Origin of the sequence: Bacillus sp. SDLI1 (genome assembly GCF_001553895.1) — a bacterium.
Taxonomy (GTDB): Bacteria; Bacillota; Bacilli; order Bacillales; family Bacillaceae; genus Bacillus; species Bacillus siamensis.
The window spans coordinates 2390618-2410144 of sequence record NZ_CP013950.1; the positions used below are offsets into that span (position 1 = coordinate 2390618).

The window sequence follows — 19527 nt, forward strand, 5'->3', positions numbered from 1 at the left end:
TCCTAGGAAAAAGGAAGTGCATACAATGTCAATTGCAAGTCAAATAGACCATACTGCTTTGAAACCGCATACACAAAAAGCAGATATTTTACAACTGATAAAAGAAGCAAAAGAGTATAAATTCGCTTCCGTTTGTGTGAACCCGACTTGGGTCAAACTCGCAGCGGAGGAGTTGAAGGGCACGGGAGTTGACGTTTGCACCGTTATCGGATTCCCTCTCGGCGCAACGACATCGGAAACAAAAGCATTTGAAACGAAGGATGCCATTTCAAAAGGAGCCACTGAGGTTGACATGGTCATCAATATCGGCGCATTAAAAGACGGTGATGATGAGGCTGTTGAGGCTGATATCCGCGCGGTAGTTGAAGCAGCTGATAAAAAAGCGCTCGTCAAAGTGATCATCGAAACATGCCTTTTGACAGACGAAGAAAAAGAGCGTGCGTGCCGCTTAGCGGTATCCGCAGGCGCCAATTTCGTCAAAACGTCTACCGGTTTTTCGACAGGCGGAGCAACGGCTGAAGACATCGCTCTCATGAGAAAAACAGTCGGACCGGACATCGGGGTCAAAGCATCAGGCGGCATCAGAACAAAAGCTGATGTTGACAGCATGATTGCGGCGGGCGCGAGCCGGATCGGCGCAAGTGCGGGCGTCTCTATCGTGAGCGGCGGAGACAGCGTCAGCAGCGACTATTAATCAGCAGTGCGGAAGCTGAAAGCTTCCGCCAACCTCTTTCTTTGTTGATGCATAAAAAATTGTAAGCGAATACAAATAAAAGGAGAACACATATGAAGTATCTCATCGGAATTATCGGTATCATTGTGTTTTTAGGTCTTGCCTGGCTCGCCAGCAATGGCAAAAAAAGAATCAGAATCCGGCCGATCGCCGTCATGCTCGTGCTGCAGCTGGTTCTCGGTTACATTCTCCTCAACACCGGTATCGGGAATTTTCTTGTCGGGGGTTTTGCAAAAGGATTTAACTATTTGCTGGAATATGCATCAGAAGGGATTAACTTTGTATTCGGCGGACTTGTGAATGCGAAACAGACGACGTTCTTCATGAGCGTGCTTCTGCCGATCGTCTTTATATCCGCTTTAATCGGAATTCTGCAGCATTGGAAGGTCCTCCCCTTCATCACGAAGTATATCGGTCTTGCGTTAAGCAAGGTGAACGGAATGGGGAAAATCGAATCTTACAACGCTGTCGCCTCCGCAATTTTAGGGCAATCAGAAGTGTTTATCAGCTTGAAAAAACAGCTCGGCTATCTTACTGAACAGCGCTTATACACGCTTTGCGCATCTGCTATGTCGACGGTCTCAATGTCGATCGTCGGTTCTTACATGATGATGCTGAAGCCGGAATACGTCGTGACGGCGCTTGTGCTGAACTTATTCGGCGGATTTATCATCGCTTCTATCATCAACCCGTACACCGTCAGCAAAGAAGAGGATTTGATCGTCGTTCCTGAAGAAGAAAAGCAATCCTTTTTTGAAGTGCTCGGTGAGTATATAATGGATGGATTCAGAGTCGCCGTTGTCGTAGCGGCGATGCTGATCGGATTTGTCGCACTCATTGCCCTGGTCAACGGCGTTTTTAACGCGGTCTTCGGCATTACATTCCAGGCGCTGCTCGGCTATGTCTTCGCGCCGTTTGCGTTTTTAACCGGTATTCCGTGGAATGAAGCGGTGAGCGCGGGAAGCATTATGGCGACGAAAATGGTATCGAATGAATTTGTGGCGATGCAGACGCTCTCATCCGGCGATTTCCATTTCAGCGCGCATACTCAGGCAGTGGTATCGGTATTCCTTGTCTCATTTGCGAATTTCTCCTCTATCGGTATCATTACGGGTGCGGTGAAAGGACTGCATGAAAAGCAAGGAAACGTCGTCGCGCGGTTCGGGCTGAAGCTGCTGTACGGCGCAACGCTCGTCAGCTTCCTGACAGCGGCGATCGTGGGATTGATTCACTGAACATAATTGAAGGACAGGTGATGGATCATGAGAATGGTAGATCTTATTGTAAAAAAACAAAACGGAAAAGAACTGACAACAGAAGAAATTCAATTTTTCGTAAAAGGATATACGGACGGAAGCATCCCTGATTACCAGGCAAGCGCCCTTGCCATGGCGATTTATTTTCAGGATATGACAGATCGGGAGCGCGCCGATCTGACAATGGCGATGGTCAATTCAGGGGAGACGATTGATCTTTCCGCCATCGAAGGCATCAAGGTCGACAAGCACTCTACGGGCGGGGTCGGCGACACGACGACTCTCGTACTCGCACCGCTCGTCGCGGCGCTCGGCGTTCCCGTTGCTAAAATGTCCGGACGCGGCCTCGGCCATACGGGGGGAACCATTGATAAACTGGAAGCGATCGAAGGCTTCCACGTGGAATTGTCAAAAGATGAATTCATCAAGCTTGTGAACCGCGACAAAGTAGCCGTCATCGGACAAAGCGGCAACTTGACGCCTGCCGATAAAAAGCTGTATGCGCTGCGTGATGTAACGGGTACGGTGAACTCCATCCCGCTGATCGCAAGCTCTATTATGAGTAAAAAAATCGCCGCCGGAGCAGATGCGATCGTGCTTGACGTCAAAACGGGCGCCGGCGCGTTTATGAAAACGGATGAAGACGCTGTGAACCTCGCCAAAGCAATGGTCCGCATCGGAAACAACGTCGGCCGCCAGACGATGGCCGTGATTTCTGACATGTCGCAGCCGCTCGGTTTTGCGATCGGGAATGCCCTGGAGGTTCAAGAAGCCATTGATACGTTAAGAGGAGAAGGCCCTGAAGACTTAAACGAACTCGTCCTCACGCTCGGCAGCCAAATGGTCGTATTGGCGAAAAAAGCCGAGACATTGGAAGAAGCGAGAACGAAGCTGCAGGAAGTCATGAAAAACGGCAAAGCGCTTGAAAAGTTCAAAGAGTTCCTGAGCAATCAGGGAGGAGACGCTTCCGTCGTTGACGAACCGTCCAAACTTCCGCAGGCGGCGTACAAAATTGACGTCCCGGCAAAAGAAGCGGGTGTCGTTTCAGAAATCATCGCTGACGAAATCGGCGTCGCAGCGATGCTGTTAGGCGCGGGACGTGCGACAAAAGAGGACGAAATCGACCTTGCCGTCGGCATCATGCTCCGTAAAAAAGTCGGTGACAAAGTCGAAAAAGGAGAGCCGCTCGTTACCCTTTACGCCAACCGCGAAAACGTTGACGACGTGACCGCCAAAGTCTATGACAACATCCGCATCTCAGAAAAAGCGGAAGCGCCGAAGCTGATTCATACGCTGATTACGGAATAAAAAAAGAAAGGCACATACCCATCAGTGTGTGCCTTTTTTTATGGCATGGTCTTATCCAAATGAATGTCGCGAACGGATTGTTTCGGCTGTTTCTTTCTCAAAAAATAAATGAGATAGCACAGGATCATACAAGGGATTCCGCAGACACGGAAAAAACATCACAGCCACAATCAAAACCCCAAAAACCATCCGGCTTAACACCAACGGCACCATTTCCGGGGAAATGAACGGAACCTGGACAATAACCGGCAGCAGCAAAGCCCGAATCAACCTGAACGGTACAAATTATGACGGCGCCTTCCTGAAAGAATGGGACTCAGCGAGAGAGAAAGAAGTTGCGACGTTTAGTGTGCTGAGCTGTGACGGGGAGGCTGTTTGGGGAGTGGAGTAACTAATTAAAGTTTAATATATGATATAAATCTCTAAGGAACGATTCTCTTCTTTATTATTATCAGAAGAAGAGATTCGTTTTTTATATAGTTAAACCTTTACAGATACGTAATATTCAACTAAATAAAAAAGAAAGTTAGCCGATAAGTTTATTAGACTACAACATAAAATAAATGACACGTTAAAAAATAGGAGGAAATTTATATTGTTAGATGAACCTATTGAGAGGCTAAGTCAATTTACTGAATTTGTAGAAGCGCTACCTAAAGAGTTTATTTTATCAAGAGGGCAGGAAAAAGAATACGAATTGTTACCTGGTGCCCTAAGGTTGGATAATAACAAAAAAAGGAAATATTCGAGAGGGTCAATTCAATATTTTTTAAATGAGTTTAAAGTGAATTGTCACAATTATGTGAAGCAACCTATAGATATCAGAGATGACTATGAGTGGATGGTTTATGCACAACATTACGGTATCCCAACTAAATTGTTAGATTTTACTCATTCGCATGTAGTTTCTTTAATGTTTGCTGTTGAAAACTCCTTTCATGAAAATGAAGAATGTGATGCAGAAGTATGGTTTCTAAATCCTTTAGAATTGAATTATAAGTTTGCATCACGTTCAGATATAATTAATATTTCTAATGGTGAAAGAATAAATTTAGATAATTTTGATGGGCCGATAGCATTCAAAGCTAGAAAGTTAAATGAAAGAATTAACGCACAAAATGGGCTTTTTGTATATTTTCAAGATAACTGCCAACCTTTATCAGATTTGAAAGATGAAAATATAATTAGAAGATTGGTGATCAAAGGAGAGTGCAAAAAAGATATACTGTCCTCTCTTTATTCTATGGGAATAGGTTATACAACACTTTATCCAGAATTGGAATCTGTTACAAAAGATATAATAATGAAAAAGAGTATTTTAGAATATGTAAGGGATGGTGAGTAACTTGCTAGCTAAAATAAATTATAAACCTCAGGATATCGCTATAAAAGATATTATATCTATGATTACAAATGGATATAAACTTCAAAAGCTAGATAAAGAGGAAGAGCTAGATGATGAACTCAAACTTGATTATACTGATTCAATTATAATTGCCCCTGACTATCAGAGAGATTACAGAGCATCAGTTGCTGACGAAAGTTCTTTAATTGAGTCAATTCTTCTTGGTATACCAATACCACCTGTTTTTTTAGCTAATGATCGTTATGAGGGAGTTAAAGTTTTAAACGTAGTAGATGGACAACATCGACTGAGAGCATTTCATAGGTTTAAAGAAAATCAATTTAAACTTTCAGGACTAAATATAATGGTGGAGTTAAATGGAAAAAAATTTAGTGATTGCGAATTTGAAATTAAAGAGAAAATTTTATCGCACAAACTTGCCTCTATCGTTTTTACTGATTTCCCTGGTCTTGAATTAGAATTGGAGATTTTTAGTAGATATAATAAAGGTACTAAGCCATTAACACCGCAGGATATACGGCATGCTGTTTATAATTCTAAATTGAATAGTTTTGTAAATAAATTTGCTCAAAAAATGAATGATAAAAAGGTATCCAGTAAGATTCAGAGGGCCTACAATGCAACAACAGATAGGGTGAAAAAGAAGAAAATACAAGAAAATATTTTTGTGATAATGAGTATACTTGAAGATGGACTCAATACAGGATACGCGAAATCATCAGTTTATGCTGAAGAGTATATGAAACATAAATCTAAACTAGAAGTATGTAATCCACAACAATCACAAAAGGAATATGATGAGATCATAAATAGATTTAATACATTTAATGAAATAATTGAAGTAATTGGAGAAAGGATTGAGTATCCCTTTTCTAAAGAAATTTATGGTGTCTCAAGCAAAGGGTATAGGTTTCAGATAACTATAGCAATGATACTTTCTGGTGTTATTCACAAAATGATTAAAGAAGGTATCTCACTATCTAGATTAAAACAAAAAGCTGGAATAGATAACTTTCTAACTTATATATCTGATACTTTAAAAAATTCGTATTTAGAAGATCCTAAGTTTAACGCTTCTTCTACAAATGCTCGAGCTATGAACGAATTGATTAACGAAATGAACTTTGAATTCTTGCAAGTTGTTGAAGACTAAAAGTTTAAATTGCTATGAGTCCGTAGTGATTAGAACAGCTACGGACTATTATTATAAATTGTACTTTCTTTACCCACACTGATTTATGGAAAAACTTAATACTAAATTGCTCTATAAGGATATGGAATAGATTTTTGATTACTATAGAAATAGACAAATTATTTTATAAATAAAGCATTAAATGGTAGTTGGATCAACATTTAAATGTAAGCGTTGACACCCCATAAATCCAGTGCTAAAGTATACATATCAACCCAATATCATTCACCTAGGATTGTTACTGCAAACCGCAGGCAAAACCTAAATTGCGTCAGACCGGGGAAGACCTCCGTGTGCTGTGCAGTTTAGGTTTTTTTTATACCCTTTTTTGGAGGTGATGCTGATTTCATAACAAAAAAAGCCGGAGAAAGGCGGCCACCTTTCGTCCGGCAGTTCCCCCATTTTTAAGGAGGTATACTCATGGACTATCTTAAAATATCAAAAGAGATATTACAACTTGTCGGCGGGGAGGAGAATGTTCAAAGTGTCATCCATTGCATGACGCGGCTTCGTTTTAATCTGTACGACAATGCGAAAGCAGATCGGGACGGGCTGGAACAGACGGAAGGCGTGATGGGGACAAATATCAGCGGCGAGCAATTTCAGATCATTATCGGCAATCATGTGCCGAAGGTGTATCAGGCTTTGATGGAGTGCAGCAGGCTCAGCGATGAAAGCGCAAATAAAACTTCAAAGCAGAAGAAAAATGTGCTGAGTGCCGTGTTTGATGTGATTTCCGGCGTGTTTACACCGATTCTGCCGGCCATTGCCGGAGCGGGCATGATAAAAGGACTTGTCGCGTTAGCGGTGACATTCGGCTGGATGTCGGAGAAGAGCCAGACTCACAGCATTCTTACGGCTGTCGGTGATGGTGCGTTTTATTTTCTGCCTATTTTGCTTGCGGTAAGCGCGGCGAGGAAATTCAGATGTAATCCGTACGTGGCGGCTGCTGTGGCGGGTGCGATTTTGCATCCGGATTTGACGGCCTTGCTTGGGTCTGGGAAGAGCATCTCCTTTATCGGTCTTCCTGTAACCGCTGCCACGTATTCATCGACAGTCATTCCGATTTTGCTGGCGATCTGGCTGATGTCCTATGTGGAGAAGGGAATCGACCGAATCACTCCTTCTTCTTTGAAATTGATTGCCGTTCCGATGCTTACGCTTGTGATCGTCGTGCCTGTCACACTGATCACAGTCGGCCCGCTCGGCGCGATTCTCGGAAATGACCTGTCTGTCGGCGTCAATGATTTGTTCAGTCATGCGGGGATTGCCGCAATGATTCTGCTGGCCGGCACATTTTCGCTCATCATTATGACGGGGATGCATTATGCACTTGTGCCGATCATGATCAATAACATCGCTCAAAACGGACATGATTACATTCTGCCTGCGATGTTTTTGGCGAACATGGGGCAGGCCGGCGCGTCATTTGCGGTTTTCTTGAAATCAAAAAATAAAACCTTCAAATCACTCGCATTTACGACGAGCATTACGGCTTTGATGGGCATAACCGAACCTGCCATGTACGGCGTCAACATGAGATTGAAAAAACCGTTCGCGGCTGCTTTAATAGGCGGCGCGGCCGGCGGCGCTTTTTACGGTGTAACGGGCGTCGCTTCCTACATTGTCGGCGGAAACGCGGGTCTGCCGAGCATTCCGGTCTTTATCGGGCCGACGTTTCTTTATGCGCTGATCGGGCTTTTTATCTCGTTTGCGGCGGGTATGGCGGCGGCACTGCTGATCGGATTTGAAGATGTACAGTCTGAACGGGACAAAGCATCTGAAACGCCGGGTGTGACGGCAGGCGGAGAAATCATTCACAGCCCGATTAAAGGCGAAGTGAAAGCATTAAGCGAAGTGAACGACAGCGTGTTTTCCGGTGGAATGATGGGAAAAGGTTTTGCGATTCTGCCTGAAGAGGGCGCAGCGGTTTCTCCCGTAGAAGGCAGGGTGACAGCCGTATTTAAAACAAAGCACGCCATCGGCATTACGAGTGCCCGGGGAGCCGAAATTCTCATTCATATCGGGCTTGATACGGTACGGCTGGATGGCAGGCATTTTGAAATGCACGTCAAAGAAGGCGATGCCGTCGCGCCGGGAGATCTGCTGATTACTTTTGATATCGAAGAGATAAGGGCTGCCGGCTTTGACGTGATGACGCCGGTCATCATTACGAATACGGATCAATATTTATTTACAGACGTGAAAAAACGCGGAATGGTCAAACCGAACGAAGCGCTTCTGGCGTTATCCTGAAAAAGAGGTGGAGAAAACATGAAGAGATTTCCGGAAGGTTTTTTATGGGGCGGCGCAACGGCTGCCAATCAGATTGAAGGAGCTTATAAAGAAGGCGGCAAAGGACTTTCTACGGCGGATGTCTCCCCGGACGGCATTATGTCTCCGTTTCATGAGACGGACGATGCGCTGAATCTGTATCACGACGCGATTGATTTTTATCACCGCTATCAAGAGGATATCGCCCTGTTTGCGGAGATGGGCTTTAAAGCGTTCCGCACCTCCATTGCGTGGACGAGAATTTTTCCGAACGGTGATGAAGCAGAGCCGAACGAAGAAGGGCTGCAATTTTACGACCGTCTTTTTGACGAATTGAGGAAACATCAGATTGAACCGGTCGTCACGATTTCTCACTATGAGATGCCGCTCGGTCTGGTGAAAAATTACGGCGGCTGGCGAAACCGCCAAACGGTCGATTTTTATGAACGGTACGCCCGCACGGTTTTCACCCGTTATCAAGACAAAGTGAAATATTGGATGACCTTCAATGAAATCAACGTCGTTCTTCACGCTCCGTTTACAGGCGGCGGTCTTATATTCCGGGAAGGCGAAAATAAACAAAACACGATGTACCAAGCAGCCCACCACCAATTTGTGGCGAGCGCGCTGGCGGTAAAAGCCGGCCATGAGATCATCCCGGATTCACAGATCGGCTGCATGATCGCCGCGACGACGACGTATCCGATGACGCCGAAGCCGGAGGATGTATATGCGGCAATGCAAAAAGAGCGGAGCACGCTGTTCTTTTCTGATGTGCAGGCGAGGGGCAGCTATCCGGGCTACATGAAGCGCTTCTTTAAAGAAAACGGAATTACGATCGAGATGAAGGAAGGAGACGAGGCGCTCCTGAAAGAACATACGGTGGATTACATCGGCTTCAGCTACTACATGTCGATGACGGCCAGCACGGCGCCTGAGGATCTGGCGCAAGCTAAAGGGAATCTTCTCGGCGGCGTGAAAAACCCGTATCTGAAATCTTCGGAATGGGGCTGGCAGATTGATCCGAAGGGATTGCGCATCACCTTAAACACGCTGTACGACCGTTATCAGAAACCGCTCTTTATCGTCGAAAACGGGCTCGGCGCGGTTGATGAGCCGGAGGCGGACGGAAGCATTCAGGATGAATACCGCATCGATTATCTGCGTGATCATTTAATAGAAGCAAGAGAGGCGATTGAAGACGGCGTCGACCTGATCGGCTACACGTCGTGGGGGCCGATTGACCTCGTCAGCGCCTCAACCGCAGAAATGAAAAAACGCTACGGCTATATTTATGTCGACCGCGGCAATGACGGAAAAGGCACGTTTGAAAGAAAGAAAAAGAAAAGTTTTTATTGGTATAAAGACGTCATCGCCACAAACGGAGAAAGTCTGTAAACACAATGTTCCGGAGAAAGCCGGCAAAATTGACATTCAGCAATGAGAGGAGGACAATAAAAGCAGAAAGGCGGGATTCATATGTTTAAAAAAATTCTTGCAGCAGTAGACGGTTCAGACATGAGCAGCAAAGCTCTGGATGCAGCGATCCATCTGGCGAAAGAACAGCAGGCGGAACTCACCATTCTCTATGCGGGACGTGAAGCCGTTGTCTCCACAACAGCTTTAACCGGCATTGTCTATGTTCCGGAAAACTTCATTGAAGACATCAAACATGAAGTCGCGCAAAAAGGAGCAGCCATTCTGGAAGATGCCAAGCAGAAAGCGGCGGAAAGCGGAGTTAACGCGGAAAGCCTGTACGTTCAAGGCGAACCTGCACATCAAATTTTAAACATAGCGAAAGAACAGCATTTCAATCTGATTGTCGTCGGAAGCCGCGGAATCAGCGGATTTAAAGAAATGATGCTCGGAAGCGTGAGCCACAAAGTCTCACAATTGTCTCCTTGCCCTGTACTGATCGTTCATTAACAGACGGCCCTGCTGATGCGGGGCTTTTTTTATGAGAAAAGACCTCCGGCTTTCGAAAAATAGGGTGATTTCTTCCTCTGAATCAAGTAAAATGGCTGTTAGTGTTTGTCTGAATAAACAGTCAATGATATGGAGGAAGCGAATCAATGCAAGCTAAACAAGCATCAAATGCCGTCATCAAAATGGTCATTTCCATGGTCATTTTCGGATCAATCGGCTTTTTCTCAGAACATACGAATGTGCCTTCAATTGAACTGGTCTTTGTGCGGTGTCTGTGCGCCTCATTGTTTCTGGGCGTTTGCTGGTTTGGCTCTGGACGGTACCGCACCGAACAATGGAACCGGCGTGAGGTGCTGCAGACACTGGCCTGCGGATTTTTTCTCGTGCTGAACTGGGTGTTTTTATTTAAATCATTTGAGGAAACATCAGTGACGATAGCGATTTCCGTTTATCATCTGGCACCGGTTCTCGTTCTTCTCCTTGGGAGTCTCATATACCGGGAGAAACTGCATCTTGTGTCCGTCAGTTCCATCGTAATTTGTTTTCTGGGCACCGCTCTGATTTCCGGCATCAACGGAAATACGTCATTTTCTCAGCTGATGGGATCGGGGATTATTTGGGCCGTCCTGGCCGCCCTTTTTTACGCCTTTACGACACTGGCCGGGAAAGGTATCAACAGCCTCAGCCCATATGCCGTCACCTGTATGCAGACCGGATTGGGCGTCATCATTCTTCTCCCGTTCGTCCGTTTCGGCGCTTTTTCTGATTTGTCGCAGGTGAACTGGATTATGATTGTATCGACCGGCATCATTCACACGGGAATTGTGTATTTGCTCTTTTTTGACAGCCTGCGGTTTTTATCCACCCGGTTTATTTCGATCATCGTATTTCTTGATCCGGCGGTGGCGATCGTGCTTGACACCGTGTTTACAGGATTTCGCCCCGATCTTTATCAATCTTTGGGGATTGTGATGATTTTTGCGGGGATGGCGCTGTCCTTGATTCGAAAGCATAAAGCCGTGCCGGCGGAGGCTCAGGCAGACAGCACCCGTATATAGGCGGCCGTATCGGCTGCTTTTTTTTATGTTTTGGGGCTTTTCAGCCACAACGAAAAAGCAGACAAACAGATCATGGAAAAAGAGGATAGTAATTGTATAATACTTCATGTATTTACAATTTAAGAGATTAAAGGAGTGAAGGGCATGATCAAGAAGACGCGTCATCTTGCTTTCTTAGCTGCACTCGGATTTGCGCTTTGTCTGGCCATCGTATGTTCCGCATCCAAGCAGGCAGAAGCGGCAGCGGCGTATCCGGATGTGATGCAGGGACTTACCGGATTTGCGGGAAATGCGAAGGATCATAACGGAAAAGCAAAATCCGCCGTATCGGGAGGCCAGGGCGGCCCCGTCGTCTACGTCAGCAATCTCAATGATTTGAAAAACAATGCGGGCGGGGCGGACCGCAAAACCATTGTCATCACAAGTGATATTTACTCCCCGGGTAAAGCTGTCGTGACAGTCGGCGCCAATAAAACCATCGTCGGCTCTTATACCAGCCACAGGCTGACCAACATCTATCTGACAACAGGCTCCGGCTCAAACAATGTGATTTTCAAAAATCTCATTATCGGCCATAGTGCAGCTATTACGGGCAACAACGACATTCCGATGTACATAGCGAACGGACAGAATTACTGGATTGACCACGTGTGGTTTGAAGGGCACAGCTACAATCCGAACAGCCACAGCGATTTGGGAAAGCTTCTGTATGTCGGCGCCAAAGCGGATTTTGTGACGCTGTCTAATTCTAAATTCTCCGATCATCTGTACGGCCTGATTCTCGGTTATCCGAATGATGATAACGAAGGACGCAATTATATCGGCTATCCGCATATGACGATCACCAACAACTATTTTAATAACGTCTATGTCCGTTCACCGGGCCTGATGAGATACGGCTATTTTCACGCGAAAAACAACTATGTGACCAATTTCAATTTAGGTTTCACCATTCACACAAACGCGACTGTCTTCTCAGAAGCCAACTACTTCGGCAACGGAAATGAAAAAGGCGGAATGATAGACGACTACGGGACGGCCCAATTCACCGATATCGGTTCATTCCCGTCGCTCAAAGCCCCGAAATCACCGAGCACCGGCTGGAATCCGAGATCCAATTACAGCTACGGCGCGCTTTCAGCGCAGGATGCCAAAAACTTCGCCCAATCCTACGCGGGAGCACAAAATACAAATCTCCGCTATCCATAATACGAAAAACCGCCGGCAGCCGGCGGTTTTTTTATATGAGTAAAAGGTCATAAATTCCTATCATCCTTAAAATAACCTTAAATACCTAGGAAAATATTGATAAACAATTTCAATAATATTACTATTGTTAAGCCTATATTACAAAAGAAGGAGGAGAACCTATGAAAATAGGAAAAAAGAACAAGTGGAAAAAATGGCTGGCCGGCACTCTTGCGGCATCGCTTATGATTTCCATTGCGCCTGCCGATGTATTTGCGGCAGAAACGCGTGAAAAACAAGATCAAGTGAAAACCGCCGCCATTCCGGTAGCAGACCCGGAAAAAGATCTTCCGGCGGAAAAAGCATCCGAGCAGATGCCGTTTGATCAAAAAGATATCAATAAAGACGGTGAGATCACGTCTGAAAGAACTGAGAATACAAAACTTTATTATGAGGGCGAGGGTGTATACAAACAGGAAATCTACACAGACCCCATTCATACGAAAGAAACCGCCAATGCGGACTGGGAAGACATTTCTCCTGAATTGAAAACCGGCTCAAAGGAAGTCGGGACGGAAAATACAGTGCTGAACTCCGATTTTCTGAAGCAAATGAAAAACGGATTATACGCTACATTTGAACACGATGATCATAAGCTCACATACTCTTTAACCGGCGCAAAAGGCCCCGATCAGGCTGCAATCACTCCGACAGATGCCTCAGCAAAAGTCAAGGAAGACAGCAACGAGCTTACGTATCAGCAAGTGTTTCCTGCTATTGATTTACAAACCTACACATTTAACGAAAACATAAAAGAAGACCTTGTGCTTCACAAATACGAAGGCTACAATTCCTTCACCTTTCAAATCAAAACCGACCTTCAGGCTAAAGAACAGGAAGACGGCTCTATCGCGTTTTCTGATGATAAAGGCAATGTCGTCTACACCGTACCGAAGCCTTTTATGACCGACTCAGATCTCGACGAAAAGTCAGGCGAAGTCAGCAGGTCAGAAGATGTCAGCTTCAAGCTTGAAAAAAACAGCGAAGGCTACTTGCTCCATGTAACGGCCGATGAAAAATGGCTGAAAGATCCCAAGCGGGTTTATCCGGTATCTATTGACCCGTCAACATCAGTATCTGTGTCATCCGATACCTTTGTCATGAGCGCGTATCCGACGACAAACTACTCTGCCGCGTCGCAGAAATGGGACGCCGGATTGAAAGCATACGTGCTGAAAACGGGCTATTATGACGGCACAACCGGAACGAACTACGCATTTATGAAGTTTGATAATTTAAAGCCGATCAAAAACATGACGGTGACAAAAGCGACGCTTAAAGCATACACAGCCCACTCCTATTACGGATCAAAGGCGACGGGGCTTTGGCTCGACACCGTAAACAGCAATTACGACAATGCCAAGATCACGTGGAAGAATAAGCCGGGCTCCAAAAACATCGGCAAAGCCGAGGTCTATAAAGGCCAATGGGCAAGCTTCGATGTCACATCCGCAGTCAAGTCGTGGAACAGCGGCGGTGCCAATTACGGCTTTAAGCTTCACACAAACGGAAACGGAAAAGAATATTGGAAGAAGCTGATGTCATCAGCCAACTCTAATAAAAAACCTTATATCGAAGTGACATACACGATTCCGAAGGCGGACACGCCGTCTGTCAAAGCGTATCATAACGGAGATTCGACAGGATTTTTCAATATCAGCTGGAAAAAAGCTGAAGGCGCCAAAAGCTATAAAGTGTGGCTTTATAACGGGAAAGAATATCAAGCCATTTCTGTCGGAAATGCAACCTCTTGGAGCACAAAAGGAAAAAACATCTGGCCGACAAAAGCGGAAATTGATTCCGGTAAATATAAGCTGCATACAGACGGAAAAGGCGGAAGTGAATTAGCGCTTGACCCTTCACCGGTCTATAAAAACTCCGGCGGCAGCTATCCGGCAAGCAAAAATTACTGGGTCGCGGTCAGCGCGGTGTTTGACCAGGGAGAAGGCGCCATGTCTGCGGCTGCCAAGCCCGTCATTCCGAATATTGGCAGAGTTCAAAGGCCAAGCACGAAAGGTTTTAATAACAACAACGCAACAGGCTGGTTTGATCTTTCCTGGAAAGCCGTATCAGGCGCAGCCGGATATAAAATGCAAGTCTTTAACGGCAAAGGCTTTGAAACGCTTGACCTCGGAAATAAAACATCCTGGTCCACAAAAGATCAAAACATCTGGCCGACAAAGGCGGAAATCAGCGCCGGAAAATATGCGCTTCACCTGAAAGACAAAAAAGGCGCGGAATTGCCGATCAACCCGGGTCCCGTTTATAAAAATGCCGGAGGTGACGCAAACCGGAAAACCTACGGATTTAAAGTTATCGCCTATAACAAAGACGGAGAAGCGATTGCCTCACCGGAAGCTAGTCCGGCGCTGCCTGATATCGCAAAGCCGAAAAATCTGACAGGCTATGTCTATACGAACACGAAATCGAGCCAAACGGGTTATGTCAATCTCATATGGGATAAAGTCAAAAACGCCAAAGGCTACAAAATCAATATCTACAACGGAAAAGACTATCAATCATTTGATGTCGGGGATACCGATCATTGGACGACCCAAAACAAAAACATCTGGCCGTCAGCCGATGAAGTGAAAGCGGGAAAATTCCAGCTTCACACGGACGGAAAGGGCGGCGAACTGGCGCTTGACCCTTCACCTGTTTACGAAAACGCAAACGGCAATTACAAAGGAAAGAAGAACTATTCCTTCACGCTGACCGCCTATGACGCAAATGGTGACAGCATACCGACGGCACCTTTTAACCCTGTTTTCCATGAAGGGGCGGAATTCCTCGGAACGGAAGAATTCTGGTCCATTATTGACATTCCGGACGGACAGCTGAATGGCGCGACGGGAAATGTCATCGTCAATGAAGAAGATATGTCAATCGACGGACGCGGACCGGGGCTCGGACTCTCCCGGACCTTCAACAGCCTTGACAGCTCTGACCATATGTTCGGCCAAGGCTGGTATGCCGATGCGGAAACGTCGATCCTTTCTGAAGACGGCAGAGCCGTTTATATTGATGAGGACGCGACAACACATGTCTTCACGAAAAAATCTGACGGCACGTATCAGCCGCCGACGGGCGTTTATCTCGAACTGACGGAAACAAGCGATCAATTTGTATTAAAAACAAAAGATCAGACGAACGCTTATTTCAGCAAAAAAGGCGGCAAGCTCCAAAAAATCGTTGACGGACACAACAACACAACCGTATACGAGTATAACGACAGCAATCAGCTGACCGCCATAACAGACGCATCAGGGCGCAAGCTGACGTTTACCTATGATGAAAACGGCCATGTCACATCTTTAACAGGCCCGAAAAACAAAAAGATTTCGTATTCATATGACAAAGACCTTCTTAAAAAGGTGACGGATACTGACGGCAGCGTCACAAGCTATGACTATGATGCCGACGGGCGCCTCGTCAAGCAGTATTCCGCAAACAGCACGGATGACAAACCGCTGTTCACTGAATACCAATACAGCGGCCACCGCCTGGCTAAAGCCGTCAATGCGAAAAAAGAAACGTATGATTACAGCTATGACGCCGGCAAAAAAACACTGCTCATGACGCAGCCGAACGGCCGCAAAGTGCAGTACGGCTATAACGAGGCGGGCAACCCGATCCAGCTGATCGATGATGCCGAAGGGCTGAAAATCACGACCAACACCGTATACGAAGGCAACAACGTCATTCAGGACACCGATCCGAACGACGCGGATGCGGGCAAAGCGACAGAAAGCTATCAATATGATAAAGACGGCAACGTCACAGCCGTAAAAGACAACTACGGCACCGAAACGTATCAGTACAACAAAAACAATGACGTAACGAAAATGAAGGATACCGAGGGGAACGTCACTGATATTGCATACGACGGACTGGATGCCGTTTCTGAAACGGATCAAAGCGGAAAATCCTCATCCGCCGCCGTGTATGACAAATACGGTAATCTCATTCAATCAAGCAAAGAGCTGGCAGCTTCGGCAAGCCTGCTGAAAGACGGCAGCTTTGAAGGAACAAAGCTGGGCTGGAATCTCACCGCTACGAGAGACAGCGGAAGTATTGCATCTGTAAAAGCAAGAAGCGGCGCGCTGTCCGGACAAAAAGCACTGGAGATCACCTCACAATCCGCTTCAGCCGGAACAGAGCACGGCCATGCGTCCGCAACGCAGGAAGTGCAGCTTGAGCCGAATACGACGTATACACTCAGCGGACAGATCAAAACAGATCTGACAAAGGCGAGAGCGTATTTCAACATTGATCTGCGTGACAAAGACCAAAAACGAATTCAATGGATTCACAATGAATCAGGCGCATTAGCCGGAAAGAATGACTGGACGAAACGGCAGATCACCTTTACAACACCGGCCAATGCAGGAAAAGCCATCGTCTATATGGAAGTGGATCATAACGACAAGGACGGCAAAGGAAAAGCGTGGTTTGATCAGGTTCAGCTGGAAAAAGGCGAAGTCTCTTCAAGCTATAACCCGGTTCAAAACAGCAGTTTCACGGCCAAAGCAGACGGCTGGAGCACAAGCGGAGCCGCCGCTGACCTTGATGAAGGCTTCGATGATGACAGCTCATTAAAAGCGTCCCGCACAAATGCATCACAAGCCAATGCGGCCGCAAAACAAACCGTTACATTAGGCCAAAGCGCGGACGATAAGCCGGTATATATCACGCTGACAGGGATGTCCAAGGCAGACGGCGTGAAATTAACGAACGACAATGATTACGCGCTTCAGGCCGGCGTCACCTATGCGGACGGCACGACGGGCGTATACACCGCCAAATTCCCGCAGGGGACCCAGGAATGGAACCGGGGAGCGGCAGTCATTCCGAAAACAAAGCCGATCAATAAAATCGAAATCAGCATTCTGTTCCAAAAAAGCGCCACAGGAACGGCGTGGTTTGATGATATCCGTTTAATCGAAGGAAGCATCCTGACGAAAAACACCTATGACGAAAAAGGAAATTATGTCACAAAAGAAGAAGACGAACTAGGGTATGCAAGCACTGTTTCATATGACGAGACTGGCAAGAAAACATCTGAAACCGACGCGAAAGGCGAAACAACCGCCTACGAATACGATCAGGCAGACCAGCTGACAAAGCTGACCCTGTCAAACGGCACATCCATCCTTCACAGCTATGACAAGGAAGGAAATGAGCTGACAAAAACGATTCGGGCCGGCGCAGACCAGACCTATCAATATGAATATGACGTCATGGGCAAGCTCGTCAAAACAACCGACCCGCTCGGCAATGTACTGAAGAGTGAATATGACGCCAACAGCAACTTGACGAAAACTGTTTCCGCCAACGGCAATGAAGTGTCGCTGACCTATGACGGCACCGACCGGGTTAAGTCAAAAGCGTATAACGGCACTGAAAAATACAACTTTACCTATGACAAAAACGGCAATGAAACGTCGGTCACAAACAAAGAACAAAATACAACGAAAAAACGCACCTTTGACAACAAAAACCGCCTGACCGAATTAACCGACCGCGGCGGCAGCCAAAACTGGACGTATCCGGCTGATTCGGATAAGCTGAAAACTTTCTCATGGAGCCATGGCGGCCAAAAAGGAACAAACAGCTTTACGTACAACAAACTTGATCAAATGATTGAAATGAAAGACGGCACTTCAGCTTATACATTTGATTATGATGAAAACGGCAATGTCCAGACATTCATCAGCGGCAATGAAGTCGGCACGAGCTTCTCGTATGATGAGCGAAATCTCGTCAGCTCTCTTCATATCGGAGCGAAAAACGGCGGCAGCATCTTCCGGGAAAGCTATGAATATGACGCCAACGGCAACCGCACGGTCATCGACAGCTCAGCGGGCGGAAAGGTGCAGTACGAATACGGCAAGCTCAATCAGCTCGTCAAAGAAACTCATGAAGACGGCACCGTCATTCAATATACGTACGACGGCTTCGGCAACCGGACAAACGTCACCACAACAAAGGACGGCGCAAGCAAATCAGTCAACGCATCCTTCAACATCATGAACCAGCTGACGAAGGTGAATGACGAAGACCTGTCCTACGATAAAAACGGCAACCGCACATCCGACGGCAAATACACATATACGTGGGACGCGGAAGACAACCTGACCGCCGTTACAAAAAAAGGCGAAGACAAACCGTTCGCAACATATAAGTATGACGAAAAAGGAAACAGAATCCAAAAAACCGTCAACGGAAAAGTTACGAACTACTTCTACGACGGAGACAGCCTGAACGTCCTGTATGAAACAGACGCCGACGACAACGTCACAAAATCATACACGTACGGTGACAGCGGCCAGCTGTTATCCTATACAGAGAACGGCAAGAAATATTTCTATCACTACAACGCACACGGTGACGTCATCGCGATCTCAGACAGCACCGGAAAAACCGTTGCCAAATATCAGTACGACGCGTGGGGAAATCCGACAAAAACCGAAGCGAGCGACGAAGTAAAAGACAACCGCTACCGCTACGCAGGCTACCAATACGACGAAGAAACCGGCTTGTACTATCTCATGGCCCGCTACTACGAACCAAGAAACGGCGTATTCCTATCACTCGACCCAGACCCGGGCAGCGACGGAGATTCGCTGGATCAGAATGGGTATACTTATGGAAACAACAACCCAGTCATGAACGTCGATCCGGATGGGCATTGGGTGTGGCTAGTAGTAAATGCTTTAATTGGAGGAGTCTCTTCTTACAAAGCAGCGAAGGCAAAGGGAGCAAGAGGTTGGAGGTTAGTTGGATCTGTAGCCTTAGGTGCCGCTGGCGGAGCAATCGGAGGAAACTATCTACGAGTAGGACGTACTCTATATAAGGCTGGAAAATTATCTAAAACATATTGGAATGCTAGAAAAGTCGCAAAGGCAAACAAAGGTGTGATTAAGAGAGCTAAAACTAAGAAAGGTTGGGTAGTTACTACTAAAAAACATACAGTAAGATTAATGGGGAAGAATTCTGGTCAGCGAAAAAAACCTTACTATAGAATGTCAGTTAGAAATAAAGGACCTTTAAATGCAAAAGGGCATTTCTCAAATAATCCTTATGAGACTCATATAAAGTTAAGATGGTCATCACATCGAAATATAAATAAACGCTTACGCAGTAAGTCACACAGATGATATTAG

At 46.1% G+C, this 19527-nt stretch carries 11 protein-coding genes and 1 pseudogene; all 12 read left to right on the forward strand.

Features of this window, described 5'->3' with window-relative positions:
* The first annotated feature begins 25 nt into the window (after nucleotides 1-25).
* The 12 genes and pseudogenes from deoC (at nucleotide 26) to AUL54_RS11550 (ending at nucleotide 19521) form a co-directional block, all read left to right on the forward strand.
* The gene (gene deoC / locus AUL54_RS11495; RefSeq protein ID WP_060963898.1) at nucleotides 26-694 is read left to right on the forward strand and encodes a deoxyribose-phosphate aldolase; all 669 of its coding nucleotides are present in this window, start codon (nucleotides 26-28) and stop codon (nucleotides 692-694) included.
* Nucleotides 695-786: 92 nt separating this feature from the next.
* A complete protein-coding gene (locus AUL54_RS11500) occupies nucleotides 787-1968 on the forward strand; it encodes a NupC/NupG family nucleoside CNT transporter (protein ID WP_045925564.1) in 1182 nt (393 codons plus the stop codon).
* A 27-nt stretch (nucleotides 1969-1995) separates the two neighbouring features.
* A complete protein-coding gene (locus AUL54_RS11505; protein WP_016937442.1) occupies nucleotides 1996-3297 on the forward strand; it encodes a pyrimidine-nucleoside phosphorylase in 1302 nt (433 codons plus the stop codon).
* Between the two features lie 136 nt (nucleotides 3298-3433).
* Nucleotides 3434-3688 (forward strand): annotated as a pseudogene (locus AUL54_RS20730) (lipocalin-like domain-containing protein); the annotation flags it as partial.
* Between the two features lie 204 nt (nucleotides 3689-3892).
* Nucleotides 3893-4642, forward strand: a complete 750-nt coding sequence (locus AUL54_RS11515) for an FRG domain-containing protein (RefSeq protein WP_015418548.1) — start codon at nucleotides 3893-3895, stop codon at nucleotides 4640-4642.
* Nucleotides 4635-5816 (forward strand): DUF262 domain-containing protein, encoded by a 1182-nt coding sequence (locus AUL54_RS11520; RefSeq protein WP_235588368.1) that lies wholly within the window; start codon nucleotides 4635-4637, stop codon nucleotides 5814-5816. Before AUL54_RS11515 ends, AUL54_RS11520 begins: the two co-directional genes overlap by 8 nt.
* Nucleotides 5817-6275: 459 nt before the next feature.
* Nucleotides 6276-8111, forward strand: coding sequence for a beta-glucoside-specific PTS transporter subunit IIABC (locus AUL54_RS11525; RefSeq protein WP_060963901.1), 1836 nt, complete (start codon nucleotides 6276-6278; stop codon nucleotides 8109-8111).
* A gap of 18 nt (nucleotides 8112-8129) precedes the next feature.
* Nucleotides 8130-9527, forward strand: coding sequence for an aryl-phospho-beta-d-glucosidase (locus AUL54_RS11530; RefSeq protein WP_060963902.1), 1398 nt, complete (start codon nucleotides 8130-8132; stop codon nucleotides 9525-9527).
* An 81-nt stretch (nucleotides 9528-9608) separates the two neighbouring features.
* A complete protein-coding gene (locus AUL54_RS11535) occupies nucleotides 9609-10055 on the forward strand; it encodes a universal stress protein (RefSeq protein WP_049627663.1) in 447 nt (148 codons plus the stop codon).
* A 146-nt stretch (nucleotides 10056-10201) separates the two neighbouring features.
* Nucleotides 10202-11113: a DMT family transporter gene (locus AUL54_RS11540; protein ID WP_060963903.1), complete on the forward strand. Its 912-nt coding sequence runs from the start codon at nucleotides 10202-10204 to the stop codon at nucleotides 11111-11113.
* Nucleotides 11114-11257: 144 nt separating this feature from the next.
* The gene (locus tag AUL54_RS11545; protein WP_060963904.1) at nucleotides 11258-12322 is read left to right on the forward strand and encodes a polysaccharide lyase family 1 protein; all 1065 of its coding nucleotides are present in this window, start codon (nucleotides 11258-11260) and stop codon (nucleotides 12320-12322) included.
* 161 nt (nucleotides 12323-12483) lie between these two features.
* Nucleotides 12484-19521 (forward strand): DNRLRE domain-containing protein, encoded by a 7038-nt coding sequence (locus AUL54_RS11550; RefSeq protein ID WP_060963905.1) that lies wholly within the window; start codon nucleotides 12484-12486, stop codon nucleotides 19519-19521.
* The last annotated feature ends 6 nt before the right edge of the window (nucleotides 19522-19527 follow it).